26 protein-coding genes are annotated in these 25,980 nt (G+C 56.8%); 11 read left to right on the top strand and 15 right to left on the bottom strand.

Features of this window, described 5'->3' with window-relative positions; genetic code table 11:
- Positions 1-100: 100 nt before the first annotated feature.
- The 5 genes from ACA048_RS28925 (at position 101) to ACA048_RS28905 (ending at position 5,372) form a co-directional block, all read left to right on the top strand.
- Positions 101-2,326 carry a type VI secretion system Vgr family protein gene (locus ACA048_RS28925; protein WP_497627292.1) on the top strand — a complete coding sequence of 742 codons (2,226 nt, stop codon included), beginning with the start codon at positions 101-103 and terminating at the stop codon, positions 2,324-2,326.
- Positions 2,323-3,330, top strand: coding sequence for a DUF2515 family protein (locus ACA048_RS28920; RefSeq protein WP_497627291.1), 1,008 nt, complete (start codon positions 2,323-2,325; stop codon positions 3,328-3,330). The genes ACA048_RS28925 and ACA048_RS28920 overlap by 4 nt, the downstream gene beginning before the upstream one ends.
- Positions 3,331-3,401: 71 nt before the next feature.
- The gene (locus ACA048_RS28915; protein ID WP_497627290.1) at positions 3,402-4,205 is read left to right on the top strand and encodes a hypothetical protein; all 804 of its coding nucleotides are present in this window, start codon (positions 3,402-3,404) and stop codon (positions 4,203-4,205) included.
- 307 nt (positions 4,206-4,512) lie between these two features.
- Positions 4,513-4,815, top strand: coding sequence for a hypothetical protein (locus tag ACA048_RS28910; RefSeq protein WP_497627289.1), 303 nt, complete (start codon positions 4,513-4,515; stop codon positions 4,813-4,815).
- A 2-nt stretch (positions 4,816-4,817) separates the two neighbouring features.
- A complete protein-coding gene (locus ACA048_RS28905) occupies positions 4,818-5,372 on the top strand; it encodes a hypothetical protein (protein ID WP_497627288.1) in 555 nt (184 codons plus the stop codon).
- A 259-nt stretch (positions 5,373-5,631) separates the two neighbouring features.
- Here ACA048_RS28905 and ACA048_RS28900 read toward each other — a convergent pair whose 3' ends face one another.
- Both ACA048_RS28900 and ACA048_RS28895 read right to left on the bottom strand, forming a co-directional pair.
- On the bottom strand, positions 5,632-5,982 hold the full coding sequence (locus tag ACA048_RS28900) for a hypothetical protein (RefSeq protein ID WP_497627287.1): 351 nt from the start codon (positions 5,980-5,982) through the stop codon (positions 5,632-5,634).
- 328 nt (positions 5,983-6,310) lie between these two features.
- Positions 6,311-6,691 (bottom strand): DUF6124 family protein, encoded by a 381-nt coding sequence (locus ACA048_RS28895; RefSeq protein ID WP_497627286.1) that lies wholly within the window; start codon positions 6,689-6,691, stop codon positions 6,311-6,313.
- Positions 6,692-7,178: 487 nt separating this feature from the next.
- Here ACA048_RS28895 and ACA048_RS28890 point away from each other — a divergent pair, with 487 nt between their 5' ends.
- Entirely contained in the window at positions 7,179-7,568 is a 390-nt protein-coding gene (locus ACA048_RS28890; protein WP_497627285.1) for a helicase, read from the top strand.
- A 248-nt stretch (positions 7,569-7,816) separates the two neighbouring features.
- On the opposite strand, the gene ACA048_RS28885 is transcribed toward ACA048_RS28890, so the two are convergent.
- The 6 genes from ACA048_RS28885 to exbB all read right to left on the bottom strand — a co-directional run bounded on the left by ACA048_RS28885 (position 7,817) and on the right by exbB (position 14,752).
- Entirely contained in the window at positions 7,817-9,217 is a 1,401-nt protein-coding gene (locus ACA048_RS28885) for an aminoacyl-tRNA deacylase and HDOD domain-containing protein (RefSeq protein WP_497627284.1), read from the bottom strand.
- A gap of 78 nt (positions 9,218-9,295) precedes the next feature.
- Entirely contained in the window at positions 9,296-11,371 is a 2,076-nt protein-coding gene (recG, locus tag ACA048_RS28880) for an ATP-dependent DNA helicase RecG (protein WP_497627283.1), read from the bottom strand.
- A gap of 9 nt (positions 11,372-11,380) precedes the next feature.
- Positions 11,381-12,310, bottom strand: a complete 930-nt coding sequence (locus ACA048_RS28875; RefSeq protein ID WP_497627282.1) for a hydrogen peroxide-inducible genes activator — start codon at positions 12,308-12,310, stop codon at positions 11,381-11,383.
- A gap of 292 nt (positions 12,311-12,602) precedes the next feature.
- On the bottom strand, positions 12,603-13,352 hold the full coding sequence (locus ACA048_RS28870) for an energy transducer TonB family protein (protein ID WP_497627281.1): 750 nt from the start codon (positions 13,350-13,352) through the stop codon (positions 12,603-12,605).
- Positions 13,349-13,777, bottom strand: coding sequence for a TonB system transport protein ExbD (gene exbD / locus ACA048_RS28865; RefSeq protein WP_452628663.1), 429 nt, complete (start codon positions 13,775-13,777; stop codon positions 13,349-13,351). The genes ACA048_RS28870 and exbD overlap by 4 nt, the downstream gene beginning before the upstream one ends.
- A 6-nt stretch (positions 13,778-13,783) precedes the next feature.
- On the bottom strand, positions 13,784-14,752 hold the full coding sequence (exbB, locus tag ACA048_RS28860) for a tonB-system energizer ExbB (RefSeq protein ID WP_497627280.1): 969 nt from the start codon (positions 14,750-14,752) through the stop codon (positions 13,784-13,786).
- 188 nt (positions 14,753-14,940) lie between these two features.
- On the opposite strand from exbB, the gene ACA048_RS28855 reads away from it, so the two are divergent.
- Positions 14,941-15,798 carry an SDR family oxidoreductase gene (locus ACA048_RS28855; protein ID WP_497627279.1) on the top strand — a complete coding sequence of 286 codons (858 nt, stop codon included), beginning with the start codon at positions 14,941-14,943 and terminating at the stop codon, positions 15,796-15,798.
- A 141-nt stretch (positions 15,799-15,939) separates the two neighbouring features.
- Here the strand turns inward: ACA048_RS28855 and ACA048_RS28850 are convergent, their stop codons facing one another.
- From ACA048_RS28850 to ACA048_RS28825, 6 genes are all read right to left on the bottom strand, one after another.
- Entirely contained in the window at positions 15,940-16,680 is a 741-nt protein-coding gene (locus ACA048_RS28850; protein WP_497627278.1) for a hypothetical protein, read from the bottom strand.
- Between the two features lie 56 nt (positions 16,681-16,736).
- Positions 16,737-17,117: a RidA family protein gene (locus ACA048_RS28845; protein WP_003229509.1), complete on the bottom strand. Its 381-nt coding sequence runs from the start codon at positions 17,115-17,117 to the stop codon at positions 16,737-16,739.
- Between the two features lie 25 nt (positions 17,118-17,142).
- Complete coding sequence (spoT, locus tag ACA048_RS28840) at positions 17,143-19,248, bottom strand: bifunctional GTP diphosphokinase/guanosine-3',5'-bis pyrophosphate 3'-pyrophosphohydrolase (protein WP_497627277.1); 2,106 nt, start codon at positions 19,246-19,248, stop codon at positions 17,143-17,145.
- Positions 19,249-19,305: 57 nt separating this feature from the next.
- Positions 19,306-19,569 carry a DNA-directed RNA polymerase subunit omega gene (gene rpoZ / locus ACA048_RS28835; RefSeq protein ID WP_007894670.1) on the bottom strand — a complete coding sequence of 88 codons (264 nt, stop codon included), beginning with the start codon at positions 19,567-19,569 and terminating at the stop codon, positions 19,306-19,308.
- Positions 19,570-19,736: 167 nt separating this feature from the next.
- Positions 19,737-20,357, bottom strand: a complete 621-nt coding sequence (gene gmk, locus ACA048_RS28830) for a guanylate kinase (RefSeq protein ID WP_223521204.1) — start codon at positions 20,355-20,357, stop codon at positions 19,737-19,739.
- 12 nt (positions 20,358-20,369) lie between these two features.
- Entirely contained in the window at positions 20,370-21,233 is an 864-nt protein-coding gene (locus ACA048_RS28825; RefSeq protein WP_497627276.1) for a YicC/YloC family endoribonuclease, read from the bottom strand.
- Positions 21,234-21,502: 269 nt separating this feature from the next.
- Between ACA048_RS28825 and rph the strand changes: the two genes are divergently transcribed.
- The 3 genes from rph to gltS all read left to right on the top strand — a co-directional run bounded on the left by rph (position 21,503) and on the right by gltS (position 24,278).
- Positions 21,503-22,225: a ribonuclease PH gene (gene rph / locus ACA048_RS28820; RefSeq protein ID WP_497627275.1), complete on the top strand. Its 723-nt coding sequence runs from the start codon at positions 21,503-21,505 to the stop codon at positions 22,223-22,225.
- Positions 22,226-22,253: 28 nt separating this feature from the next.
- Positions 22,254-22,622: a DUF4870 domain-containing protein gene (locus ACA048_RS28815; protein WP_452628658.1), complete on the top strand. Its 369-nt coding sequence runs from the start codon at positions 22,254-22,256 to the stop codon at positions 22,620-22,622.
- A 450-nt stretch (positions 22,623-23,072) separates the two neighbouring features.
- Positions 23,073-24,278, top strand: a complete 1,206-nt coding sequence (gltS, locus tag ACA048_RS28810) for a sodium/glutamate symporter (protein ID WP_497627274.1) — start codon at positions 23,073-23,075, stop codon at positions 24,276-24,278.
- Between the two features lie 134 nt (positions 24,279-24,412).
- Here gltS and crc read toward each other — a convergent pair whose 3' ends face one another.
- Positions 24,413-25,192 (bottom strand): catabolite repression control protein Crc, encoded by a 780-nt coding sequence (gene crc, locus ACA048_RS28805; protein ID WP_007934608.1) that lies wholly within the window; start codon positions 25,190-25,192, stop codon positions 24,413-24,415.
- Positions 25,193-25,274: 82 nt separating this feature from the next.
- Here crc and pyrE point away from each other — a divergent pair, with 82 nt between their 5' ends.
- Complete coding sequence (gene pyrE, locus ACA048_RS28800) at positions 25,275-25,919, top strand: orotate phosphoribosyltransferase (protein WP_497627273.1); 645 nt, start codon at positions 25,275-25,277, stop codon at positions 25,917-25,919.
- The last annotated feature ends 61 nt before the right edge of the window (positions 25,920-25,980 follow it).

Raw genomic sequence — 25,980 nt, 5'->3', positions numbered from 1 at the left:
AAGGCCGTGATTCTGTTTAAATAGTTGCGGCATGTAATCGATCGGTCTGACAGCGACGACCTGTCGGCGTAACGGATGACTACCGAACAGGGAGCAAGCAATGTTCAACTCAGCTAACGAAACGCATTTCAGCCTGACTGTGGAAGACTACGTCGGCGACCTGCAAGTGCTGTCGTTCACCGGCACCGAAGGCATCAGCCAGCCGTATCGTTTCGACCTGGAGCTGGTCAGCGAAAACCCCGATCTGGACCTGGAAAAACTCCTGCACAAACAGGCATTCCTGGCGTTCGATCCGCAAGGTTCTGGCATCCACGGCCAGATCTACCGCGTCGCCCAAGGCGATGCCGGCAAGCGCCTGACCCGCTACAAAATCTCCCTGGTGCCGCAACTGCAATACCTGCATCACCGCACCAACCAGCGCATCTACCAGCAGATGTCCGCGCCGAAAATCATCGCGCTGATCCTCGACGAACACGGCATCAAGGGCAACGCCTACCGCTTCCAGCTCAGCCAGCCCTGCCCGGACCGCGACTACTGCGTGCAATACGACGAAACCGACCTGCACTTCGTCCAGCGCCTGTGCGAAGAGGAAGGCATTCACTACCACTTCCAGCACAGCCAGAAAGGTCATCTGCTAGTGTTCGGTGACGACCAGACCGTGTTCCCGAAACTCGGGCAGCCAACGGCCTACGTGCAAGGCAGCGGCATGGTCGCCGACGAGCCCGTCATCAAAGGCTTCAAACTGCGCCTCGAAACCCGCACCGGCCGCGTCACCCGCCGCGACTACGACTTCGAAAAGCCGCGCCTGCAACTTGAAGCAGGCTACAAACCGGATGTTCAGAGCGAAGAGCCAGACCTCGAAGACTATGACTACCCCGGCCGCTTCCTCGACCGCGCGCGCGGCAAATTCCTCAGCCAACGCGCCCTCGAACGCCACCGCGCCGACTACCAGCAAGCCGAAGGCCACGGCGACCAGACCAAGCTGATCAGCGGCCACTTCCTGGAAATGTCCGACCACCCGCGCACCGAGTGGAACGACCTCTGGCTGCTCACCGAAATCGTCCACGAAGGCAAACAACCGCAAGTCCTCGAAGAGTCCGTGACCAGCGACACCACCGACAACAAAGACGACTTCCACCAGGGCTACCGCAACCGCTTCCTCGCCACCCCGTGGGCCGTGTTCTACCGCCCGGCGCTGCAACACCCCAAACCCCGCGTCCTCGGCAGCCAGACCGCCATGGTCACCGGCCCCAAAGGTGAAGAAATCCACTGCGACCAGTACGGCCGCATCAAGGTGCAATTCCACTGGGATCGTGAAGGGTTGGCGGATGACAAGACCAGCTGCTGGATGCGCGTTTCATCGAGCTGGGCCGGCGACCGCTACGGCGCCATCGTCATCCCGCGCATCGGCATGGAAGTGCTCGTCACCTTCCTCGAAGGCGACCCCGACCAACCGCTTGTGACCGGTTGCCTGTACCACAAGGAAAATCAGGTTCCCTACGAATTGCCGGCGAACAAAACCCGCACCGTCTTCAAAACCCTCAGCTCACCGGGGGGCGGTGGGTTCAATGAACTGCGCATCGAAGACAAGAAAGGCGCCGAGCAGATCTTCATCCACGCCCAACGGGATTGGGATAAAAACATTGAGCATGATCAGAAGATTCGTGTGGGGAATGAGCGTCACGACACGGTGGTGAAGAACACCTACACCGAACTCAAAGCCGAAGAGCACCGCACCACGATTGCCGACCGCAAGGTTGAAACGCGGCTGGATGATCACCTGACGATTGGGCAGAACCAGCATGTGAAGCTGGGGACTGCGCAGCTGACCAGCGTCGGGAAAGAGATTCATGTGAAGGCTGGGGCGAAGATTGTTATTGAGGCGGGGTCGGAGCTGACCATTTTGGGGGGCGGGAGCTTTATCAAGCTGGATGCCGGTGGGGTGACGGTGGTTGGGCCGGTGGTGAAGATCAATGCGGGTGGTTCGGCGGGGAGTGGGACTGGGATCGGCATTTTGGTACCAGGCTTGCCGTTGATTGCGGATCAGGCTCGGGCAGGCAACACGCTTAAGTCAGGCACAGCAAACAGTGAAAAATTCGATGAACAGATTCGTTTTGTGACGGGGACCGGTAAACCAATCAAGTCGGTGAAAGCAGCCGTTATTGTGCCTTCGTCGGTCGCACCAAAAATTTCCAGAAGTAATGCAGATGGTCTCCACCCGCGTATCGAAACCGACGTTGAAGAAACGGCTGAAGTCCATCTGATGTGGGACGAACTGATTGTGCCGCCAGGCTCTGACGATTACGAAGCGAGCAGAAATAAATGAGTGCACCCGTAGCTACTTTTCAGACCAATAACCAGAGCTGCTCAGTAAAAGAGATTCCCATTAAGTGCGGAACGTTGTGGGCGATGGGGCAGCAAGAAGCTATTCAGCGATTGAGTGTCTCTAAGAAAGGTTTCTTTTCTAAAATGGCAAAAATGGAGCTGGTTTCAGATTTTAGTGCCCGCGCCGCGCGCATTGCGGCGGCGTATGCCGAATTTTATTTGGAGCTGGGTGAAGGCGGGCAACCTGATAAAAAAGGGCGTTTTTATTGGATGGGGTTGGCTGCATTTGCAAGTAAGCAAGTTAAGTGCGGTCTGGACTACATTCCTTCAGAGCCCTATCTGACCGCTCTGGTGCCATTGCCGTTTCAAGTTCCGTACAAAATAGGAAAAAACGGCTTGGGGATGGGCAATTTTTGGTTGTTTCAAGATATATTTGTTTGGCACTGGTTCTATAAAAAATACCCTTGTCAGTTCACCGAGTGCTCTCCAACAAGGAATGCACAAAGCGTTGAAGCACAAGTGCTAGTAAACATAAATAGTTTGCCTTGGGCAGATGAAGCGTTGCCTGTATTAAAGAATTTGGCGCTGACGCCCTATGTGGAGAAAGGCTTCAACCGAATCAAGGAGTGTGAGGAGGCGACAGATCCTGTCATAAAGAGGGACCTTCAAATGTCTTCGCTTCTTGCAATCGCTGACCATGAACAACGAAAAATACTACAGCCTTTAATTTATGAAGGTTATATGTTTAAAAAGGTGCTAACAACTCAAGCGGCACTTGAGGGTGCCCCCTTAGTACCGTTGCGTGTAGCTTCTTTTAGCTCCGCATGCGACGTAAAGGATGAAGCATTAAGGGTTCAAATGACCAAGGGTGATCTATTCAATGAATCAGATCGAATGGAGTTCATTAAAAAAATCGCCGACCAGTACCATAAGTTAATGGGCGACAAAAGGGATTATATGGAACGAGAAATCGAAACCATCTCTACCTGGAAAAACACCCAATGAGGTATTATTTTTTTGTGCTGTTTTTTCTATTGGCTGCTTGCGGCGATTCAGACAATATAGGGAGTAAAGCGATGGCAGATAATCAACCATTGATTAAGATTCAGCTACATCAAAACATCAAGGATCTGATTTCAAATAGCCCCTTGAAGTTTGAAGAGGAGTGCATGGCGCAGGTGAACATGTGCTGGTATAAGATTGGCGCGTCTTTTAATAGCGAAATCCTCCCTTCAGTAGTTGTAAACAAAGATCTGAAGCTTGATCAAGTGGCCAGTGTCTCAATTGCAGTTGATAAAGATGTTGGGCATGACATAGAAAATCTTGAATTGTCGATAAAGAGTTTGCCTGATAACAGCAAGCATGAAGCTTATCAGGCTTTTTTGTATGACTTGATCAAGGAAATTAAGTCAGCTGGTTGGAAGCACTATTATTCTCCTTCAGATCCCAGGATTTTAGGGTCGCAAATTGAAAAAATTGCTACACCCAATAAAGTCTTGGGTGACTATGTGTTAAGTCATCCATGGCTGGATCCGGAGTATAAGATTGATCTAGAACAATGGTTGGAGGTAGACGATTTTTATAATTGGTATTTTTATAAAGATGGTAACCACCTAAAACTGCAGGCGTGGCGGCATGATTCTGACGATCAGCCAAAAGAACGCGGGACGTACTTGGTCAGTTTGAGCTTTACGACAGAGCGTGAATATTGGGTTGCTTCGTTTAGCGAGACTAAAGATAAGGCGCGCTGGAAGGAACTATTGCCCGTACGTCTCAAGGAGTTTAAGGAAATCAGAAATGCACGTGAAAAAAAGGCAATCGATGCGGGCATTGAGATAGATGCGAGCTATCAAGATCCTCCGATTAAGGCGTTGGATTAAAAGGAAAGTAATTCATAAGTAAAAAGAAATTATTTGTAAGGCCGCCGGTGTTTATGTCTCGTCGGCCTTACATACTCTCTATATCAAGGTTGATTATTAAAGTTGTGCTCATTATTAAGTGCATTTTGAAGAAAATTGGAAAAGGGGACGGATTTATTTCGCTAAATAAATCTGTCCCCTTTTTTCTTGATCAGAAACTAGCCACTATGCAATGAATTCGGAAAATCTCGGTAGTTACGTTTATGCAAATAGAATGGGTAATGGCGATGAGGCCAGTAAAGAAGGATAAAGATATCGCGGCCGAGGAATGCTTCAAGTAACAGGGAAGTCGCAATACCAAAGGTTTACGAATGTTCATAATCAGAAAAATCCAGCAGATATACAGGATTTCGTAGCTAACCCTGATTTACTAGTTTCCTCGATCGAATACGGTGTGGAGTCCGCTTTCGTGTTCTGGTTCACGAAAACTGGTCAAGGGGGGGTAAAACTTTGCGAAATTGCTAAGGCTGGCAGTGTTGTTGAAGTTACGCAGATGGTGAACGGTGGGCAAAATGGATATACCGATAGGAATAATAGATTCCAGTCCCTTGCCACGCTAATGAATATTTGACTATGAGGTTCTCTGCAATGCTTCGGCTATTTACGGTTGTTTTCCTTTTTTCTTTGGTAAGTATGAGTTTTGCTCAGGATGAAATGAAGTACTTGCAGGGTAAGGTAATTCAAGGGCCATTTAAGACCATTGTTGTAGATAATAGCGAACTGTCGTTTTTAGAAACGGGAGACGCAGAGTTTCCTGTGTCGTTAGTTTTAGAAGTGGCAGAAGCTGATAAGAGCAAAACCAAAAGCCTTGTTGATAAATACGATGTTGCTGGATCGGATCCTAAAATTGAATCGATTTTCTTTTATCCCGTCCAAGGTAAGAAAAATGTGCTTGTTTTAGTTTCTTGGGAGCTAACAAGCAGAGGTGTTGGTACGTATGGGACTCTTTATCAGGTTTATGGTTATGAGAAGGGCTCGAAAAATCAATTGGTTGTTAATAAGTTAATCAGATTCGACAAGCATTTGAGCGGCATAGATGGATACCAAGAGGGTGAGGAGGAGCACTTTTTATATAAAAATGCTGCATTGATCAAATCCTATATTAAGAAAAATATTAACGTTAATTAAATTGGAAAAGGGGACGGATTTATTTCGCTAAATAAATCTGTCCCCTTTTTTCAGGTCGAACCTAAAAGGTGATCCTAAGTTATCTGATATTAGATCGTCATTTGAGGCTATGACACCTAGCAAAAATTAGTTTGTACAGTGGGATAGCAGAAAAGGGGACTAGCAGAAAAGTAGCAGAAAAGGGGACAGATTTATTTAAGGTAGGTCAGGTATGGGTAAATAAGTCTATCCCGCTTTTTCCGCGTTTTTCCGAGGTGCCCTAAAGGCAAGGACGTCCACAGAAGGTGAGTGCCTCGATATCATTGAGCCCCTCTTCGTTGTCTAGAGGCTGGGTGCCGCACATGCGCCAGCTGGTGAACTTCCCCTCTGGCAAATCCGTACGCTTGACGACTTCCATGTGAAGAGTGCGGGCGTCAGGATCATTGCTTTCCAGCATAATTTCATCCTTCTTTATTCGGAAATGATTATGTAGCATGAAAATTCCAAAACGTTTGGTATTACCATGCCGTTCTAGCAATGCATGAAGCTCGCAAATGAAGGATTTATCCTCCGCGCCAAGGGGTATCGCCTCTGCGAAGGGTGGGGTGGTGGGTTGGTCATCAGTATTCATGAGATATGCCTCCTTACATTTGATTAATGAGTGGACTGGTCACATACATGGTCATAAGTTTGCTCTCTGGTTGCTGAGGTGGTTAAAAATATTTCTCATCTTAAGAGCGGTGGAAATAAATTTTTTGAGCTTCATTGTTGGCGCATGAAAGATGTTGATGTAACTGTCATAAATAACAGTCTTTTATAATTAATTATAATTATGGTTATGCTTAAAAAGTAGTTTGGTGTTGAGCGGCAGGGTTTTTGCTATTGACTCAATTAGTTGTCGATCATTAGGCAAATAAGAAAGGGGACTTGGCGTCCCCTTTTTTCTATCCGAGGTTTCCCTATCCCTTCGCCCGATGCTCCGCCGGATTCGGCGAATCAATATGATCCAGCGCTCGCTCCACCAACAACCGAACCCCATCTGACATTCTGCTCAGCGCCAACGCTACTGATCGCTGAGTACTGTCAATGTCGTCAGCCAGGTTGGTGTCGATGGTGCTGATGGACAGCAGGTCTTCCGAAGCGTTGGCCAGGAGGGCTTCGGTGTCGATGTCGGGGGAGACGGTGAAGAGGTTGCCTTTTCGAGGCTTGGGCTTCTCGGGCGGTGGGGCGAAATGGTGGTTGAGGGCGCGTTCGGCGGCTTCGTGGAGTTTCTTCGAATCGAGGGATTCGTAGGGGGATGTGTCTTCGTGTTCTGGTGGATTCGGTGTTGGCTTGATCATTGATGTAGCTCCTGGAATTAAGAGACTGACACCGTTTCGCTTTGCACTTCGAAAGTGGTGGCAGCTGTGCGTTGGTGTGCAAGACCGATCCAGGAACCGGCAGACCCGAAGGTCTCCGACGCACAGCTGCCATAACGATCCGCGAGCATAGGAAAACGCTCGACGAATAGCCATAAGCAATTGCGCACCTGGATTCGGACTTGCACGTCCGTATCACCGATTTTGCGGTGACGATCAAAGCCTATAGGTCATACAAAGGGCTGCCTAGTTCACGAACAACCCCACGTATTGAAGGAAACTTCCGATAGCGTCGAGCGTAGAAAGCTCAAATCTTCCACGCTTTTAAACACAGGCGTTTCGTCAATGACTTGGTAGTCATCGGCGTCAAAAAGCGCGTCATCTTCTTCTAACGCAACGCGATGCTGTCGTTATCGTCCGAAGTCGCTACACTGCGCCGGCCGTTCATTTTTCTCTTGAGGCTGTGCGCATGAAATTTCGTTTTCTTCTGTGGATGCTGGGTTTGTTGATGGGTAAGGCCAGTCGGACTAATCCTGCGTTTCAACAGCAGTTGGGTGACAAGGAATTGGTGTTCCAGTTACAGACCCTGGACGGGAAGGTGGCGCGGCATTTCTTTGTGAAAGACCAGCGGATTACCAGCAAGTCGGGCGTGTATGCCGAGCCGGCGTTTGCGATTGCGTTTAAAGATGCGGCGTATGGCTTTGCCACGATGCAGGCGAAGAACAAGCAGTTGGCGTTCATGACGGGGATTCAGGACAAGTCGATTCAGATCAAGGGGAATCCGGCGTTGGTGATCTGGTTTCAGGGGTTGACCAAGTATTTGAAGCCGCGGAAGTCGAAGGCCAAAGCCAAGGCTTGAGGCCTCGGTGGTATCTGACACACCGCGGTGGCTGGATTGCGACTGCTGCGCAGTCGAGCGGGAGCAAGCTCCCTCGCCACAGCGGGTGTGGTGATTCAGAGATACCGAGTTGGATTCATCGCGAGCAGGCTCGCCCCCACAGGGGGTTGTGGTGATTCAGGTGGGTCGGCGGGGGATTCATCGCGGGCAAGCCTCGCTCCTACAGGGTTTTGGTGATCCTGTGGGAGCGTGGCTTGCCTGCGATGCTGTTAGGCCTGTGTGAATTGCGAAGCCAGTTCGCGCAGCAGCACTTCAGCTTCCAGGACTTTGGTAACCACGTCGTTGGCTTTGTCGCGGCTCAGGCCGACGCGTTCGAGCAGGGCATCCGGGATGTCTTCATCCGGGCCGGAGCCGATGCCGCGAGAACGTAGCAGGCGCACGGACAGGCACACGAGGTTCGGGTATTCGGCGTAGTCGCCGTCGTAATGCGGGTCGTGCTGGAAGCGCAGGGCGGCGGCGAGTTCTTCCGGCATGTCCCAGTGGCGCATCAGCCACGCGCCGATCTGTTCGCGGCTGATGCCGAGCAGGTGTTGCTCCACATAGCTGTGGCACAGGTGCTGGTTGACTTCCAGGTGGCGGCAGATCAGCGAGAAGTGCGGCGGGAAGACGTGGGCCAGCAGCAGGTAGCCGAAGTTGTGCAGCAGGCCGGCGAGGTAGGTCAGGCCGGCTTCCGGGCGCTGGGCGCGCGGCATGGCGCGGGTCAGGCCTTCGATGACGGCGGCGGTGTAGATCGATTGCTGCCAGTACGGCGTGGCGTGTTGCGGGTGGTCTTTGGGCAGGCTCAGGGTTTTGCCCAGGGCCAGGCCCAGCGCGAGGTTGATCACCAGGTCGAAACCCAGCACCCGCACAATCGCGTCTTCTACTGAACGAATTTTGCCCGGCGAGGCGTAGTACGGCGACGCGGCCCAGCTCACGACTTGTGCGGCCAGCGCCGGGTCGGTTTCGACCACGCCGGTGATGTCGTCGATGGTGGCGTTGGGGTCGACGCGCAGTTTGATGATTTTCTGCGCGGTTTCGGCCAGCGGTGGAATTTCGATGGTCTCTTCCAGACGTTGCTGGATGCGCCGCGCGGTGAACACTTGAACGGCCTGGGTGATTTCCTTGCGGTCATCGTCGGGGCGGTCGAGGTTCGGGCGGATGCTGGTCAGGACTTCGCCGAAGTTGGCGGCGCTGGCTTTGGTCAGCATGGTTTTGAAGTCTTCGCTGGTGATTTCCAGCAGCAGGCCCGGCTCGCCCGAGTTGATCAGCAACTTCGGTTCGCACAGCAGGCTTTCTTCGTACAGGCACGGCGAAGTGGTCAGCGCCGGCAGGCCGGGCAGCAGGCTCAGGCTGTGTTTGCCGAGCATTTTTACCAGGCGTTCGGTGGGCACGGCGGTGAGGCGGCGGCCGGTCAGTTCGGCGAGGCGATTGAGGTCCAGCAATTGGCTTTGCGGGAACAGCACCATCAAGGCGCCGACCGCGTCTTCCACCAGGACGGCCTGCACTTTGCGCGAGGCATTGAGGCCGTGGTGATCGAGCAGTTCTTCGTAGGCAATGCCCAGTTTGCCCAGCAGCAGCCGAATAACAGACGGAGCGTGCAGGGTTTCCGGGGCGAGGGCAGCTTCAGTCATCGTCTGTATCCGTATTCAAACAGTTGCGCGAGTATAACCAGCTTGTTTAACGGTATGGTCCATAAACTGCGACGGTGCTCACACTTGTCCGTATTGCTGCCCATGGCGCAGCCAGCGGTCGAGCAACGGGCTGACATGGTCCGGCCAGCGCTCCAGCAAGGCTTGGGCGGCGTCGCGCACGGCGGGCAATAGATCGGCGTCGCGCATCAGGTCGGCGACCTTGAATTGCAGCAGGCCGGTCTGGCGTGTGCCGAGCATTTCGCCGGGGCCGCGCAGTTCGAGGTCTTTTTCGGCGATGACAAAACCGTCGTTTGTTTCACGCATGATACCGAGGCGCTGACGACCGATTTGCGACAGCGGCGGATGGTAGAGCAGCACGCAATGGCTGGCGGCGCTGCCCCGACCGACACGGCCGCGCAACTGGTGCAGTTGCGCGAGACCGAGGCGTTCGGGGTTTTCGATGATCATCAGGCTGGCGTTCGGTACGTCGACGCCGACTTCGATCACCGTGGTGGCGACCAGCAGTTGCAGGTCGCCGGCCTTGAATTCGGCCATTACGGCGGCTTTTTCCACCGGCTTCATGCGACCGTGAATCAGCCCGACCTTCAACTCGCCGAGGGCGGCGGTGAGGTCTTCATACGTGGTTTCGGCAGCCTGACAGGTCAGCTCTTCCGACTCTTCAATCAGCGTGCACACCCAATAGGCCTGACGCCCTTCGGCGCAGGCACCGCGCACCCGTTCGATGACTTCAACGCGTCGGGTGTCGGTAATCAACACGGTGTTGACCGGCGTACGACCGGGGGGCAGTTCGTCGAGGATCGAAGTGTCGAGGTCGGCGTAGGCGCTCATGGCCAGCGTCCGTGGAATCGGCGTGGCGGTCATGATCAATTGATGCGGACACATGCGCCCACCGACGCCTTTCTGTCGCAACGCCAGACGCTGCTGCACGCCGAAGCGATGCTGTTCGTCGATGATTACCAGCGCGAGGTTCTTGAACTGCACTTCGTCCTGGAACAGCGCGTGGGTGCCGACCACCATCGGCGTGCCGTTGGCGATCTGTTCCAGTGCGGCCACGCGGTTCTTGCCCTTGAGCTTGCCGGCCAGCCACGCGACTTCGATGCCCAGCGGTTCGAGCCAGCGCTTGAAGGTGATGAAGTGTTGTTCGGCGAGGATTTCGGTGGGCGCCATCAATGCGACTTGATAACCGGCTTCCAATGCCTGAAGCGCGGCGAGGGCGGCGACCACGGTTTTACCCGCGCCAACATCGCCCTGAATCAGGCGCAGCATCGGCTCGTGCTGGCTCAGGTCGTAGGCGATTTCGTTGCCGACCCGTTGTTGAGCGCCGGTCGGTGCGAAGCCCAGATTGGCCAAATACTTGGCCGGTAGCCGGGTGGCTTTCGGCATCGCCGGTGCGCGCAGGGAACGCATGCTTTCGCGCAGGCGCTGCTGGGACAGTTGATGGGTCAGCAGTTCTTCGAAGGCCAAACGGTGCTGCGCCCAGTGATGACCGAGGGCGAGTTCGTCGACATCGGCATCGGCGGGTGGGTGATGCAGGTAGCGGATCGCGTCGGCCAGCGGCGCGAGTTGATAGTCGCGCGCCAATTCGGTCGGCAGCCAGTCGGGCAGGCTGGTCGGGCCGAGCATCGACAGGGTTTGCATGCACAGTTGGCGCAAACGCTGTTGGGTCAGGCCCTCGGTGAGCGGGTACACAGGGGTCAGGGTTTCATCCACCGGCGGTGGTTCGTCACCGGTAATTGCGCGGTATTCCGGGTGATAGATTTCCAGCCCCGAGGCGCCGGGCCGCGCTTCGCCGTAGCAGCGAATCCGCGTGCCGCGTTTGAGGCCTTCTTTTTGGGCATTGCTGAAATGGTAGAAGCGCAGGCTGAGCCCGCCGGTGCCGTCTTGCAGGCGCACAACGAGGCTGCGGCGACGGCCCATGACCACGTCAGCACCGCTGACGGTGCCTTCAATCACGGCGTCTTGCCCCGGTCGCAAATGGCCAATCGGGACCACGCGGGTGCGATCCTGATAGCGCAGCGGCAGATGGAACAGCACGTCCTGGAGATTCTCCAGGCCGACCTTGGCCAGCTTCTCGGCCATGGCCTCGCCGACACCCTTGAGTGCCGTCACCGACACTTGCGACAATTCGGTCATGACAGCGACTTAAGCCGCAACAACCGGCGCGGACGGCTTGGCCACCGAGCACAGGCGAATGGAGTCAGCGAGGATCTCGATGGCTTTCGGACGCGGGAAGCTCGCGCGCCAGGCGATGGCCACGGTGCGGAACGGCACCGGCGGTGTCAGTGGGCGCACTTCAAGCACGCCGGGGGCGTAGTGATGGCTGTCGACTGCCGACAGCGGCAGGATCGAGATGCCGAGGCCGGAGGCGACCATGTGGCGGATGGTTTCCAGAGAGCTGGATTCCACCGTGGTGTGCTTGGCGCCGTCGTTGCCTTTGGCCAGGGTCGGGCAGGCTTCCAGTACTTGATCGCGGAAGCAGTGGCCTTCGCCGAGCAGCAGCAGGCTCTTGTCGTTGAGCAGGCTGGCGTCGATGGACTCTTTTTGCGTCCACGGGTGCTGGGCCGGCATCAGGACGTAGAACGGCTCGTCGTAGAGCTGCAAGGTCAGGACGTCGGCTTCGTTGAACGGCAGGGCGATGATGATTGCATCGAGCTCGCCGTTGCGCAGTTTGTCGCGCAGCACGTGGGTGAAGTTTTCTTCGATGTACAACGGCATCTGCGGGGCGACCCGGTGCAGTTGTGGAATCAAGTGCGGAAACAGGTATGGGCCGACGGTGTAGATCGCACCGACTTTCAGCGGGGCGGTCAGCTGGTTCTTGCCAGCCTGGGCCAGTTCGCGGATGCCTTGGGCTTGCTCCAGGACTTTCTGTGCCTGGGCCACGATGCCTTCGCCGACCGGGGTCAGGCGCACCGCACTCTTGCTGCGCTCGAAAATCAGCACACCGAGTTCGTCTTCAAGCTTTTTCACGCCCACCGACAGGGTCGGTTGACTGACGTGGCAACGCTCGGCCGCGTGGCCGAAGTGCTGCTCTTGGGCGAGGGTAACGATGTAGCGTAATTCTGTGAGAGTCATAGCAAGCGTCCATGTAGTTGCGCGCCAAGCATAACGGCTGCAATCGATAGACGCACGTTATCAGAGTGAGTGTGTTGAGTGACACCGGGTAATGTGTGTTTGCCGCTGGCAGATACACGAAAGGCACCTTTTGGTGCCTCTCACAGATTTAGTAACCGTCGCAGAACCTGTAGGAGCCGAGCTAGCTCGCGATGAGGCCATAACATTAAGCATCATCGTTGACAGTTATACCGCTATCGTCGGAACGCCGCCCGGAGCAAGCTCGGCTCCTACAAGGGTTTTGCATTACGTCTCAGCGTCGGCGTTTTTCCAGCGAGTAAACAAACGGTGCCACGATTTCGATGGCGCCGTTGGTCAGCATGTCAGCCGGTGGCTTGGGCAGTGGCTGGGCGCGACGGATCATTTCCAGGGTGGCCCGGTCAAGATCGGCAGTGCCAGAGGCGGTCACCAGCTCGAACGACAACACGTTACCTTCGGCATCCACCACGAAGCGCAGGCGGTTCATCCCTTCCTTGCTCCGCGCCTGCGCGCTGGCCGGGTACTTCTTGTACTTGGCCAGGTGAGCGAGCAGGGTGCCTTGCCAACTGGCCTTTGCGGCCTGCTGCGCGGCTGAGGGACCCGGTGCCGGTTGTGCGGATTTCTCCGTCGGCGCATTGGTCGGTTGTGCGTCGCTCGGTTTTTCCTCGGAAGGTTTCTCCTTCGGCGGCTCCGGCTTTTTCTCCACAGGCTTGGGCGGTTGCGGCTTGGGTTTGGGTTTGACCGGCTTGGGCACGGCAATCTCGGCCTTGGGCACTTCAGCCAGTTTCGGGATCGGCAGCTCTTCCACCGGGGCAGGTGGTTGCGGCGGCGTGATGACCTTTGGCGGTGCAGGCGGTGGCGGTGCCGGGACCGGTGCCAGCTCGACCATCATCGCCTGTGGCGGCAACTCGATCGGCGGGCGCGAGGTCCAGTTCAGCGCCAGCGCGATGGCCAGTGCGTGAACGCCCAGCACCACGGCCAGGCTCCCGCTGTAACGCGTCAGCTTATGGCGCGTCGTGATCATTTCTTGGCTGCCGTCTCAAGTCCGACCAGGCCCACCTTCAGGTAACCGGCGGAGCGCAGGTTATCCATCACGCTCATCAGGTCGCCGTAATCCACGCCTTTGTCGGCCTGGAAGAAGATCGTCGTGTCTTTCTTGCCCTGGGTCTTGGCGTCCAGAGTGGCGCCGAGTGCTTCGGCTTTCACTTCGTCTTCGCCGAGGAACAGGCGCTGGTCAGCCTTGACGCTGAGGAATACCGGCTTCTCCGGGCGTGGCGCCGGCTTGGCGCTGGAGGCGGGCAGGTCGACCTTGATGTCCACGGTGGCCAGCGGGGCTGCCACCATGAAGATGATCAGCAGCACCAGCATCACGTCGATAAACGGCGTGACGTTGATTTCGTGGTTCTCGGCCAGATCGTCGTCTGCGCCTTCTTTCAAATGCAAGCCCATGGCTGATTACCCTACTTTGACCATGTGCGGTTGCGTGGAGCGCTCGGAGGTCGGCAGGTGATCGAGGTCACGGCTGACCAGCAGCAGGACTTCAGCCGAGGCGTCAGACACTTGTGCCTTGTAACCCGCGATGGAGCGGGCGAAGACGTTGTAGATCACTACGGCCGGGATCGCTGCAACCAGGCCCAGTGCGGTCGCCAGAAGGGCTTCGGCGATGCCGGGTGCCACGACAGCGAGGTTGGTGGTCTGGGTTTTGGCAATGCCGATGAAGCTGTTCATGATGCCCCACACGGTACCGAACAGGCCCACGAACGGCGCGGTGGAACCGATGGTGGCGAGGACGCCGGTGCCGCTGCTCATGTTGCGACCGCAGGCCGCCACCAGTCGCTCGAGACGGAAGGCAACACGTTCCTTGATGCCTTCTTTCTCGCGGCTGTTGACCGACAAGCGCATCTCTTCCAGGGCGTCATGCACCAACAAGTTGGCGAGAGTGCCTTCCTTGGTGGCTGTCGCGCTGGCTTCTTTAAGGGTGGTGGCTTTTTTCAGGTGGACGATTTCGCTGCGCAGACGGCGCTTGGCGCCCATCAGCTCAAGACCCTTGGCGATCCAGATGGTCCAGGTGATGATCGAGGCGATGGCCAGACCGATCATCACGATTTTTACGATGATGTCGGCGTTCTGATACATGCCCCACGGCGACAGGTCGTGGGCCATGCCCAGGGTGTTGTCGGCTTCGAGCACTTCAGGAGCGTCTTCGGCGGCTACAGCCTGAGCCGGATCGGTCGCGACCGGAGCGGCGACTGGGGCGGCAGCATCGGCTGGCGCTGGTGCCACGGCGGTGGCTGGAGTGGCGGGTGCTTGTGCGTCAGCGAAAGCGGCGGTCGGTGCCAGCATCAGGCTGAGCAACAGAGCAGCCACTGCACGCCAGGCGCGAGGGCTTTTGGTTGGCGAAGCGGAGAATTGATTGCGTGTCATGCTGGCCGGACCTGAGAGAAAAAGACGGTTAATGTTCTTCCAGGCCTCGTGAGGCCGAGAACAAAAGTGGCGTGCATTATTGCAAGTAATTCTTGTTAACAAAAGTAATAGAGTCTCTTTTTTCTTGCATTGCTAGCCGCTCGTCCATTGCTGGCGCTAGTCTGTTTCTTTCCGATGGGAGTTTTCTGATGTCCACGCCCTCAGTTTTGATCGCCGGTTGCGGTGATGTCGGCAGTCGTCTGGCCACGCAATTGGTGGCTTGCGGGTGGGAGGTTCATGGCCTGAGGCGTGACGTCTCCCGCCTGCCCGAGGGAGTCATTGGCGTTGCCGGCGACTTGTTCAATGAAGAATGCCCAGTGACCTGGCCAGTCGGTGCGGTGGATTGCCTGGTGTATTGCGCGGCGGCTACCGACCACGATGAAGCCGGATATCGCGCTGCTTATGTGCAGGGCTTGCAGCATGTGTTGGACTGGCTGAACGACTACGGTCAGGTGCCCGATCGTCTGCTGTTTGTTTCCAGCAGCAGCGTGTATGGCCAGCAGGATGGCGAGTGGGTCGACGAGTCCTCGCCGACCATTCCCACGGGCTATTCGGGGCGACTGATGCTGGAGGCTGAGCAGGTCGCACTCAAAAGCGGCATTCCGGCGAGCATTGTGCGCTTGACCGGTATTTACGGTCCTGGCCGCGAGTGGTTGCTGACGCAGGTGCGGCGGGGTTATCGCGTGGCGGTCGATCCGCCGCTTTATGGCAACCGTATTCATGCCGACGACGCGGCGGGGTTGATGGCGTATCTGCTTGAGGCAGATCGTCGCGGTGAGGTGCTGGATGACGTCTACATAGGCGTCGACGACGCGCCCGCGCCGTTGGCGGAAGTGGTGGGCTGGTTGCGCGAGTATCTGGACGTGACGGAGTGGGCCGACGATGCGACCGTGCGGCGTACGGGCAGCAAGCGTTGCAGCAATGCCAGAGCAAAAGCCTTGGGCTGGACGCCGAAGTACCCAAGCTATCGTGAAGGTTATGCCGCGATCCTCGAAGACCGCGGCTAACTCTTGATCACCACAAATCAAAATGTGGGAGCGAGCCTGCTCGCGATGAGGCCCTGACATTCAACATCTTCGTTGACTGTTATGCCGCCATCGCGAGCAGGCTCGCTCCCACATTGGTTTTGCGTTGGCTCTAAAGCCGGGTTACTGCTTTTCCAGCAACCACTTGCGATCACCCGGGGTGAACTGCGGCATTTCATCCGCCTGTGCGGTGTTCACCGCCTGGAGGATTTCCAGTTCTTTGCCCTTGCGCGCAAAGATCCAGGTGTTGCCTTGGCCGTTCAGTTGCAGCCACATGTTGTCGTTGCCGCCGCTCATCGACGCGCAATCACCGGCCAGGCACAGGGCATAACGATCAGCACCCGGAAGACCGGCAATCTGGCCGTCGGCCTGGAATTGCACGGTATTGCCTTCACCCTGACCGCTGACGATTTTCCAGCTGCCGCCCATGTAGGCCGAGTACAACGCACGTTCAAAGCTCGCGCCAATCGGTGCGCCTTCCGGTACCTGGACCTGCGCGCGGTCGAAGACTTGCTCCGACTCGTTCTCGGTCGCGGACTGGCTCAGTTGCTTGCCGTCACGTTTCAGCTCACTGCCGGAGCTGCCGTAAAAGTCGATTTTCCAGGCGCCGGACTGTTCGCCCAGCAGCTTGCCGTCGACGTTTTCAAAACCATTGGTGTAGCGGGCCTGACCGGCCTTGGTGTTGATGTCCCATTCCAGGTTCGGGCCATAGGCCTGGAGCGCTTCGCGCAGGGGGCCGCCTTTGGCTGCAGCATCGATCGCCACCTGATTGATCCAGGTGCCGCTGATGTCACGGTCGGCAGGGTTGCTGGCACAACCGCCCAAGAGTAGGGCGACCAGCGAGAAAGCTAGCGCGTGGCGCATGGTGGAATCCTTTCAAAGCAAGATCGGCGCAGCCTGTTCGGGCTGCGCCGGACGTATTACTCGATGACCAGAATGGCATCCATCTCAACCTGCGAACCCTTTGGCAGGGCGGCCACGCCGATGGCGGCGCGGGCAGGGTAAGGCTGGTCAAAGTACTTGCCCATGATCTCGTTGACCTTGGCGAAGTGGCTCAGGTCGGTGAGGAAGATGTTCAGTTTGACGATGTCTTTGAACGAGCCGCCAGCGGCTTCGGCCACGGCTTTGAGGTTCTCGAACACCTGGACGGTCTGGGCTTCGAAGCCTTCAACCAGTTCCATGGTTTTTGGGTCCAGAGGAATTTGACCCGACATGTAAACGGTGTTGCCAGCCTTGATCGCCTGGGAATAAGTACCGATGGCGGCCGGGGCCTTGTCGCTGGTGATAACAGTCTTGGTCATGAATGACTCCTTGTAAGAGTGGGCTTTACGCACGCATGCGGGTGATGCGAATCACCCCGGTCAAGGCGCGCAGTTTCTTGATCACGCGGGCCAGGTGCACGCGGTCGTGCACGCTGACCACCAGTTGGACCACGCTGATGCGACCATCGCGTTCGTCCATGCTGATTTTTTCGATATTGCCGTCGGCCGCGTTGACGCTGCTGGCCAGCAGTGCGATCAGGCCGCGTTGGTGTTCCAGCTCGACACGCAGTTCGACGTTGAATTCGCCGGTGACATCCTTGGCCCACGAGAGCTGGATGCATTTTTCCGGGTTGTGGCGGATTTCGCTGATGTTGCGGCAGTTGTCCAGGTGCACAACCATGCCTTTGCCGGCGGACAGGTGACCGACAATCGGGTCGCCCGGGATCGGCGTGCAGCACTTGGCGTAACTGAGTACCAGGCCTTCGGTGCCGCGAATGGCCAGCGGGCCTTCCGGGCTTGGCAACTGTTCGCCTTCGCCAAGCAGGCGGCGGGCGACCACGTATGCCATGCGATTACCCAGGCCGATGTCTTCCAGCAAGTCTTCGATCAATTCGAGGCGGTACTCGGCGAGCATCGCCTTGACGCGCTCGGCGGCGATTTTTTCCAGCGAGCTGTCGAAACCGTTCAGCACCTTGTTCAGCAGACGCTCGCCGAGGCTGATGGACTCGGAGCGGCGTTGCAGTTTCAGCGCATGGCGGATGTGCGTCCGCGCCTTGCCGGTTACCACAAAGTTGAGCCATGCCGGGTTCGGCCGAGCGCCGGGAGCGCTGACGATCTCGACCGTGGAGCCGCTTTGCAGCGGTTCGGACAGCGGTGCGAGACGACGATTGATCCGGCAGGCAATGCAGCTGTTGCCGACGTCAGTGTGCACCGCGTAAGCGAAGTCGACCGCCGTAGAGCCTTTGGGCAGTTCCATGATCCGGCCTTTGGGCGTGAACACGTAGACCTCGTCCGGGAACAGGTCGATCTTCACGCTTTCGATGAATTCCAGCGAGTTGCCGGCCCGTTGCTGCATTTCCAGCACGCCTTTGACCCACTGGCGGGCGCGGGCATGAGTGCCTTTTGGCTGCTCATCGCCACTGGATTTGTACAGCCAATGGGCGGCGATGCCGTTGTTGGCCATCTCTTCCATTTCACGGGTGCGGATCTGGATCTCGATCGGAACACCGTGCATGCCGAACAGCGTGGTGTGCAGCGACTGATAGCCGTTGGCCTTGGGGATCGCGATGTAATCCTTGAAGCGCCCCGGCAACGGTTTGTACAAATTATGCACAGCACCCAGCACGCGGTAGCAGGTGTCGACCTTGTCGACGATGATCCGGAACGCATACACGTCCATGATCTCGTTGAAGGCCCGACGCTTGCCGCGCATTTTCTTGTAGATGCCGTAGAGGTGTTTCTGACGACCGCTGACCTCGCCCTGTATGCCGTCGATGGCCAGGCAGTGGCTGAGGGACTCTTCGATCTTGTTGACGATTTCCTTGCGGTTGCCCCGGGCGCGTTTGACCGCCTGGTTGATCCGCGCGGATCGCATCGGGTGCATGGCCTTGAAGCCGAGGTCTTCGAATTCTATGCGGATGGCGTGCATGCCCAGCCGGTTGGCGATGGGCGCATAGATTTCCAGGGTTTCCTTGGCGATCCGCCGACGTTTTTCACCGGACAGCACTTCCAGCGTGCGCATGTTGTGCAGGCGGTCGGCGAGTTTGACCAGGATCACGCGAATGTCGCGTGCCATGGCCATGGCCATTTTCTGGAAGTTTTCGGCCTGGGCTTCGGCTTTGGTCTCGAAGTTCATCTGGGTCAGTTTGCTGACCCCGTCGACCAGTTCGGCCACGGTTTCGCCGAACTGCGCTTGTAGCGCCTCTTTGGCAATACCGGTGTCTTCGATCACGTCATGCAGCATCGCGGCCATCAGGCTCTGATGGTCCATGTGCATGTCGGCAAGAATATTCGCCACCGCAAGAGGATGCGTGACGTACGCCTCTCCGCTACGCCGGCGTTGACCGTCGTGGGCTTGTTCGGCGTAGAAGTACGCTCGGCGGACCAGGTTGACCTGGTCCTTGCCGAGGTAGGTCGATAAGCGATCGGCGAGGGCCTCTATGCTCGGCATGATAACTCCTGCCGTTCGCTATGACCCCGCGCCGTGCTACGTCGACCAGGCATAGGCTTAGACGGCCTCGTTGGACTCGTCCTCGAACGCTGCGAACAGCGGTTCGTCTTCGACGATTTCAGCATTGGCGATGAACTCGTAGCTCATCAGACCTTCAGCGATTTCACGCAGCGCTACCACGGTAGGCTTGTCGTTTTCCCACTGAACCAGTGGCTCTTTGCCGCCGGTGGCCAGTTGACGGGCACGCTTGGTGGACAGCATGACCAGTTCAAAACGGTTTTCCACGTGGTTCAGGCAGTCTTCAACGGTTACGCGGGCCATGGTATTCCTCGGAGCGAATGCAATATGCGCGCTGCCCGGGTGGGCGAGCGGACTAGACAGTTTAAAAAATCACCAGCGATTAGGGAAGCGCTGATTTTTTGACCAAGCCCTTCAACGCGCTGCAAGTGCCAATGTAAAGCCCTTGCAGCGGTTTTGGGAAGTGCTGTTTAGCCGAGCAATTCAGCCAAAAGTTTTCCGTTACGCTGCTGCTGACGCTTTTGATGCAGCTGATTGGCGCGGAATATCGCCTGCAAATCGCTCAGCGCGTGGGCGAAATCGTCGTTGATGATCAGGTAATCGTAGTCGACGTAGTGGCTCATTTCGCTGACGGCTTCACGCATCCGGCCATCTATGACCTCTTCGCTGTCCTGGCCGCGATTGTTCAGGCGCTGGTGCAAGGCTTGCAGGGACGGCGGCAGAATGAAGATCGAGCGCGCCTGGGGCATCAATTTGCGTACTTGCTCTGCACCCTGCCAGTCGATTTCCAGGATCAGGTCGTGGCCTTCGTCCAGCGTCTGCTGCAGATGGCTTTGCGAAGTGCCGTAGAGATTGCCGAACACTTCGGCGCGCTCCAGGAAATCCCCGTGCTCGATCATCTTCACGAAATCGCTGCGGTCGACGAAGTGGTAATTCACGCCATTTACTTCACCGGGGCGCATGGCTCGGGTGGTGTGGGAGACCGAGACGCGGATCTCCTGATCTGCGTCGGTCAAGGCCTTGACCAGGCTGCTCTTGCCCGCGCCGGAAGGGGCGGAAATGATGTACAGGGTGCCGGTGCTGTGGGTCATGTCGGGTTTGCCTTACTCAATATTCTGCACTTGTTCGCGCATCTGCTCGATCAACACCTTGAGGTTGACCGCCGCTTGGGTGCTGCGCGGGTCGAAGGCTTTGGAGCCCAGTGTGTTGGCTTCGCGGTTGAGTTCCTGCATCAGGAAGTCCAGGCGCCGACCAGCAGCACCGCCGGATTTGAGCACCCGGCGAACTTCGATGATGTGAGTGCTCAGGCGATCCAGTTCTTCGGCGACGTCGCTCTTTTGCGCGAGCATGACCATTTCCTGCTCCAGACGCTGCGGGTCCAGGTCGGCCTTCATGTCGGCGAAGCGGTCGAGGACTTTCTGGCGCTGGGTGGCGAGCATCTGCGGAACCAGTTCGCGCAGGGTGACGACGTCTTCTTCAATGGAGGTCAGGCGATCGTTGATCAGCCGTGCCAGCTCCGCGCCTTCGCGCTCGCGGCCAGCCTTGAGCTCTTTCAAGCCTTCGTTGAACAACGCCAATGCTTCGGCATTCAAGGCTTGCGGATCGGTGGCATCACCCACCAGCACGCCGGGCCAGGCCAGCACTTCCAGCGGGTTGAGCGCCGCTGGATTTTTGATCAGGCTGGCGATCGTCTCGGCGGCGGCGACCAATTGTGCGGCGCGCTCGCGGTCCACTTGCAGCGGTTTATCGGTGTTTTCTTCGGTGAAGCGCAGGGTGCATTCAAGCTTGCCCCGGGAGATGCCTTGGCGCAGGGTCTCGCGGACTGCGCCTTCAAGGTCGCGAAAGGTTTCCGGCAGGCGCAAGTGCGGTTCCAGGTAGCGGCTGTTGACCGAGCGCAGCTCCCAGCTCAGGGTGCCTTGGGTGCCGGCTTTTTCAACGCGGGCGAAGGCGGTCATGCTGTGCACCATGGAGGTACCTCGCAAGTCGGGTCGATGCGTTACCAAAGGTTTCGCGGACCCGATATCTGTGAATGAAAGCCGACAGGCAGCAAAGGCGCAGGATTGTAGCGCAGTGGGGCGGATGCGCCCAAACACACGCTGTGACAAAGGGCTGCAAGCCGTCGGCAAAGCGCGGTTCAGGGCCTTCGGTCGTCGGGCGAATTTTTTAGAAGTGCCCAGTCGTGGCCGTCGGCTCTATAATGCTCGGCAGTTTTCCGTCCTCCGTACAGGTATTCCCTATGAAACGTCCAAGTGGTCGCGCTGCCGATCAGCTCCGCTCGATCCGCATTACCCGCAACTACACCAAACACGCCGAGGGTTCTGTACTGGTCGAGTTCGGTGATACCAAAGTCATCTGCACCGTCAGCGTCGAAAACGGCGTGCCGCGGTTCCTCAAAGGTCAGGGCCAGGGCTGGTTGACCGCCGAATACGGCATGCTGCCGCGCGCCACCGGCGAGCGTAACCAGCGTGAAGCGAGCCGGGGCAAGCAAGGCGGCCGCACCCTGGAAATCCAGCGCCTGATCGGTCGTTCCCTGCGCGCTTCGCTGGACATGTCCAAGCTGGGCGACGTGACCCTGTACGTCGACTGCGACGTGATCCAGGCTGACGGCGGCACCCGCACCGCGTCCATCACCGGCGCCATGGTTGCTTTGGTCGATGCCTTGAAAGTCATCAAGAAGCGCGGCGGCCTCAAAGGCGGCGACCCACTCAAGCAAATGATCGCTGCCGTCTCCGTCGGCATGTATCAGGGCGAGCCTGTGCTTGACCTCGACTACCTGGAAGACTCGGCTGCCGAGACCGACCTGAACGTGGTGATGACCAGCACGGGCGGTTTCATCGAAGTCCAAGGCACTGCCGAAGGCGCACCGTTCCAGCCAGAAGAGCTGAACGCTATGCTGGAACTGGCGAATAAAGGCATGACCGAAATCTTCGACCTGCAGAAGGCTGCATTGGCCGACTGACCGGATGGAACCACACAAGGAGGACGTTATGAGTGACGAGCAACAGGTACTTCCCACTCCGAGCAAAGAAGTTCGTCAGTGGGCAATGTTTTGTCACTTGTCCGCCTTGTTGGGGATCTGGATTCCGTTCGGTACGCTGATCGGCCCGCTGATTCTCTGGCAGATGAAGCGCGAGATGGACCCGTTCATTGATGCGCAGGGTAAAGAGGCGCTGAACTTTCAGATCACCGTCGCCATTGCTTCCGCCATTTGCTTTCTGCTGATGGTGGTGATCGTCGGGTTCTTTCTGTTGGGTCTGGTCGCGATTGGTGCGTTGGTGCTGACGATCATTGCGGGCGTGAAGGCGAATGAAGGGTTTCCCTATCGTTACCCGTTCACTTGGCGGCTGATCAAATAATGACCAGCGCGGCTCCCGCATTAAAAAGCCAGTGCGAACAAGCAACCCACAGCATACAGGCTGGGTGAAAACGCAGTTCGCCGCGGTTTAAAGCCAATGCCCCGAATTCTCGGGGCATTTGTTTTTTGACAACAGATTAATTTCTCTAGCCATTTATGATGGTTGCCATTTGCGGTATTCAGTCACCGTAAATATTTACTGCGCACGTGTATATGTCGTTCTTACACTTTTAGTCACAACTGCAAAGCTTCAGCACTGCCTATGCGCTGGCAACTCGACTTGGTGGTTGATAAAGTTGCCGCAAGTAAATTTCATCCAGAAATATTTCGATATATTCAGACCATTGACGGTCCTTGAATCTAAACCAATCAGTGTTGAGACGATCAACCTGTTCAAGGGGCGTGTCCAGGTAAAAAGTTCGCCCCTGAATATATATCCAAGAATATCCCAATGATTCAGCTCGATTTTTACGGAACACTTGTGGCCGCCTCTTTAGTACTGTTACTGGGGCGGGGACTTGTCGCACGTGTTGGTTTTTTACGCGCCTACAATATCCCGGAGCCTGTAGCAGGCGGCCTGGTGGTTGCCTTGGTTCTGTTGACTTTGCGAGTCTTTGACGTTGAAGTCCGGTTTGATACTTCACTGCAGACTCCCTTGATGTTGGCGTTCTTTGCCACCATTGGCTTGAGTGCAGACTTCGCCAGCCTGAAGAAAGGCGGGCGTGTAGTGGGGGTTTTTCTACTGGTCGTCACTGGGCTTTTGGTGGTCCAGAATGCCATGGGCATCGGGCTCGCAAAGGCGTTGGGGCTCGATCCCTTGATGGGTCTGCTGACCGGCTCAATTACTTTGTCGGGCGGTCACGGTACAGGTGCGGCGTGGGGAGCGACGTTCAGTGAGAAGTTTGGTCTGGCTTCCGCTTCTGAACTTGCGATGGCCTCTGCGACGTTTGGCTTGGTGTTGGGCGGTTTGATTGGTGGTCCGGTCGCTCGCCTGCTCATCAAGCGTGTCCAGACGCCCGGCCTTGAGCAAGAAAAGCCACGGATGCCAAAGGGCTTTGAGCAGCCGAACAAAGAGCGCTCGATCACGCCATTTACGTTTATCGAGACACTCGCTCTGATTGCGGTCAGCTTGCTGGCAGGCTCCCTCCTGAATGGCGCGCTGCGCGAAACCGCATTTGAGTTGCCGACCTTCGTTTGCGTCTTGTTCGTGGGTGTGGTTTTGCGGAACGGGCTTTCAGCACTTGGCTTATATCAGGTGTTTGAGCGTGAAGTCTCCGTGCTGGGGAATGTCAGCTTGTCGTTGTTTCTGGCGATCGCCCTGATGTCGCTCAAACTGTGGGATCTGGCTTCGCTGGCTTTGCCGTTCTTCATCATCCTGGCTGCACAAACGTTGGTCATGGCACTGTTTGCGATTTTCGTGACGTTCAGGGTCATGGGTAGCAACTACGATGCGGCGGTACTGGCGGCAGGGCACTGCGGTTTTGGTCTGGGTGCCACGCCAACGGCCATCGCCAACATGCAAGCAGTGACACAGCGCTACGGAGCTTCGCAGATAGCGTTCCTGGTGGTGCCAATGGTGGGGGCTTTCTTCATCGACATCATTAATGTCATCGTGATCAAGCTGTACCTTGCGCTGCCGTTCTTTGCCGCTGCTTAAAGGTTCGATCACTGTTAACGATCCATAAAAAATGCCCGTATCTTGCGATACGGGCATTTTTTCTTCCGGCTAGCTGACTGCCGGATTTTCACAGGTCTGAGCGATGTCCGCTTTTTGTGTCTGCGAAACAGGGCTTAGATAGTCAGCGTCCAGTCGTAGTCCACGATCAGTGGTGCGTGCTGCGAGAACCGTGGCTGACGTGGCAGGCGTGCACTACGAACAAAGCGGCGCAGGCCCGGGGTCAGCAACTGGTAGTCGAAACGCCAGCCCAGGTTGAGCATCTCAGCCTGTTCGTTGTCCGGCCACCAGCTGTACTGGTCGCCTTCACGGCTGACTTCGCGCAGGGCATCGACATACCCCATGTTGCCGACAATCTCGTCCATCCAGGCGCGTTCAGGCGCCAGGAAGCCCGGAGATTGCTGGCTATCACGCCAATTCTTGATATCCAGCTTCTGTTGCGCCACGTACAGCGAGCCACAGTAAATGTACTCGCGACGTTTGCGTCGCTGTTTATCCAGATAACGGGCGAAGTCGTCCATTAGCTTGAACTTCTGGTTCAAGTCTTCATCGCCGTTCTGCCCCGAAGGGAGCAGCAAGGTCGCGATGCTGACCTTGTCGAAATCGGCTTGCAGGTAACGCCCGTAGCGGTCGGCCGTCTCGAAGCCGAGACCGCTGATGACTGCCTTCGGTTGCAACCGCGAATACAAAGCCACGCCACCTTGGGCAGGAACTTCGGCTTCGCAGGCATAAAGGAAGTAGCCATCCAGTTGGAAGGCTGGATCGTCCAGTTCAAAGGCGGAGGCGCGGGTGTCCTGCAGGCAGATGACGTCGGCATTCTGTGCTTGCAGCCAACTGAGCAAACCTCGCTCCACTGCAGCCTGAATACCATTGACGTTCACACTGATGATCCGCATAAATGGCCCCAAAAATCGCGTGCGTGTATGATACACGGCGTCAACCTAATTAGCTAAATCCGTGGTATTTGGGGTTTTTTTCATGCAAACGTATCAGCGCGATTTCATTCGTTTTGCCATCGATCGCGGCGTTTTGCGCTTCGGTGAGTTCACCCTGAAGTCCGGGCGCACCAGTCCTTACTTCTTCAATGCCGGCCTGTTCAACACGGGCTCGGCCCTTGCGCAGCTGGGTCGTTTCTACGCGGCAGCCATCGTCGAGAGCGGTATTTCGTTCGACGTACTGTTTGGCCCAGCCTACAAAGGCATTCCGTTGGCAGCGACCACGGCAGTGGCCCTGGCCGAACATCACGAGCGTGACCTGCCGTGGTGCTTCAACCGCAAAGAAGCCAAAGCTCACGGCGAAGGCGGCAGCCTGGTCGGCGCACCGCTGACCGGCGACGTGCTGATCATCGACGACGTGATCACCGCCGGCACCGCGATTCGTGAGGTGATGCAGATCATTGCGTCCCAGGACGGCGCGAAGGCCAAGGGCGTACTGATCGCCCTGAACCGCCAGGAGCGTGGCAACGGTGAGTTGTCGGCGATCCAGGAAGTGGAGCGTGACTTCGGCATTCCGGTGATCAGCATCGTTTCGCTGAACCAGGTGCTGGAATTCCTGGCGGATGATCCGCAGCTCAAGCAACATTTGCCGGCGGTTGAGGCTTATCGCGCCCAGTTTGGCGTTTGATGCCAAGACCCGGCCAGTGGCCGGGTCTTGTCATTTCAGAACCAGTGGAAAAGTCCACCCT

Source organism: Pseudomonas sp. LBUM1659, from assembly GCF_059716045.1.
Note: the sequence above shows the minus strand (reverse complement) of the source record. Positions and strands in the feature narration are given on the sequence as shown.

Excerpts from the sequence above, each read along its gene's own strand:
- ACA048_RS28925 (WP_497627292.1), top strand. The coding sequence starts at position 101 with ATGTTCAACTCAGCTAACGAAACGCATTTCAGCCTGACTGTGGAAGAC.
- ACA048_RS28920 (WP_497627291.1), top strand. The coding sequence starts at position 2,323 with ATGAGTGCACCCGTAGCTACTTTTCAGACCAATAACCAGAGCTGCTCA.
- ACA048_RS28915 (WP_497627290.1), top strand. The coding sequence starts at position 3,402 with ATGGCAGATAATCAACCATTGATTAAGATTCAGCTACATCAAAACATC.
- ACA048_RS28910 (WP_497627289.1), top strand. The coding sequence starts at position 4,513 with ATGCTTCAAGTAACAGGGAAGTCGCAATACCAAAGGTTTACGAATGTT.
- ACA048_RS28905 (WP_497627288.1), top strand. The coding sequence starts at position 4,818 with ATGAGGTTCTCTGCAATGCTTCGGCTATTTACGGTTGTTTTCCTTTTT.
- ACA048_RS28900 (WP_497627287.1), bottom strand. The coding sequence starts at position 5,982 with ATGAATACTGATGACCAACCCACCACCCCACCCTTCGCAGAGGCGATA.
- ACA048_RS28895 (WP_497627286.1), bottom strand. The coding sequence starts at position 6,691 with ATGATCAAGCCAACACCGAATCCACCAGAACACGAAGACACATCCCCC.
- ACA048_RS28890 (WP_497627285.1), top strand. The coding sequence starts at position 7,179 with ATGAAATTTCGTTTTCTTCTGTGGATGCTGGGTTTGTTGATGGGTAAG.
- ACA048_RS28885 (WP_497627284.1), bottom strand. The coding sequence starts at position 9,217 with ATGACTGAAGCTGCCCTCGCCCCGGAAACCCTGCACGCTCCGTCTGTT.
- recG (WP_497627283.1), bottom strand. The coding sequence starts at position 11,371 with ATGACCGAATTGTCGCAAGTGTCGGTGACGGCACTCAAGGGTGTCGGC.
- ACA048_RS28875 (WP_497627282.1), bottom strand. The coding sequence starts at position 12,310 with ATGACTCTCACAGAATTACGCTACATCGTTACCCTCGCCCAAGAGCAG.
- ACA048_RS28870 (WP_497627281.1), bottom strand. The coding sequence starts at position 13,352 with ATGATCACGACGCGCCATAAGCTGACGCGTTACAGCGGGAGCCTGGCC.
- exbD (WP_452628663.1), bottom strand. The coding sequence starts at position 13,777 with ATGGGCTTGCATTTGAAAGAAGGCGCAGACGACGATCTGGCCGAGAAC.
- exbB (WP_497627280.1), bottom strand. The coding sequence starts at position 14,752 with ATGACACGCAATCAATTCTCCGCTTCGCCAACCAAAAGCCCTCGCGCC.
- ACA048_RS28855 (WP_497627279.1), top strand. The coding sequence starts at position 14,941 with ATGTCCACGCCCTCAGTTTTGATCGCCGGTTGCGGTGATGTCGGCAGT.
- ACA048_RS28850 (WP_497627278.1), bottom strand. The coding sequence starts at position 16,680 with ATGCGCCACGCGCTAGCTTTCTCGCTGGTCGCCCTACTCTTGGGCGGT.
- ACA048_RS28845 (WP_003229509.1), bottom strand. The coding sequence starts at position 17,117 with ATGACCAAGACTGTTATCACCAGCGACAAGGCCCCGGCCGCCATCGGT.
- spoT (WP_497627277.1), bottom strand. The coding sequence starts at position 19,248 with ATGCCGAGCATAGAGGCCCTCGCCGATCGCTTATCGACCTACCTCGGC.
- rpoZ (WP_007894670.1), bottom strand. The coding sequence starts at position 19,569 with ATGGCCCGCGTAACCGTTGAAGACTGCCTGAACCACGTGGAAAACCGT.
- gmk (WP_223521204.1), bottom strand. The coding sequence starts at position 20,357 with ATGACCCACAGCACCGGCACCCTGTACATCATTTCCGCCCCTTCCGGC.
- ACA048_RS28825 (WP_497627276.1), bottom strand. The coding sequence starts at position 21,233 with ATGGTGCACAGCATGACCGCCTTCGCCCGCGTTGAAAAAGCCGGCACC.
- rph (WP_497627275.1), top strand. The coding sequence starts at position 21,503 with ATGAAACGTCCAAGTGGTCGCGCTGCCGATCAGCTCCGCTCGATCCGC.
- ACA048_RS28815 (WP_452628658.1), top strand. The coding sequence starts at position 22,254 with ATGAGTGACGAGCAACAGGTACTTCCCACTCCGAGCAAAGAAGTTCGT.
- gltS (WP_497627274.1), top strand. The coding sequence starts at position 23,073 with ATGATTCAGCTCGATTTTTACGGAACACTTGTGGCCGCCTCTTTAGTA.
- crc (WP_007934608.1), bottom strand. The coding sequence starts at position 25,192 with ATGCGGATCATCAGTGTGAACGTCAATGGTATTCAGGCTGCAGTGGAG.
- pyrE (WP_497627273.1), top strand. The coding sequence starts at position 25,275 with ATGCAAACGTATCAGCGCGATTTCATTCGTTTTGCCATCGATCGCGGC.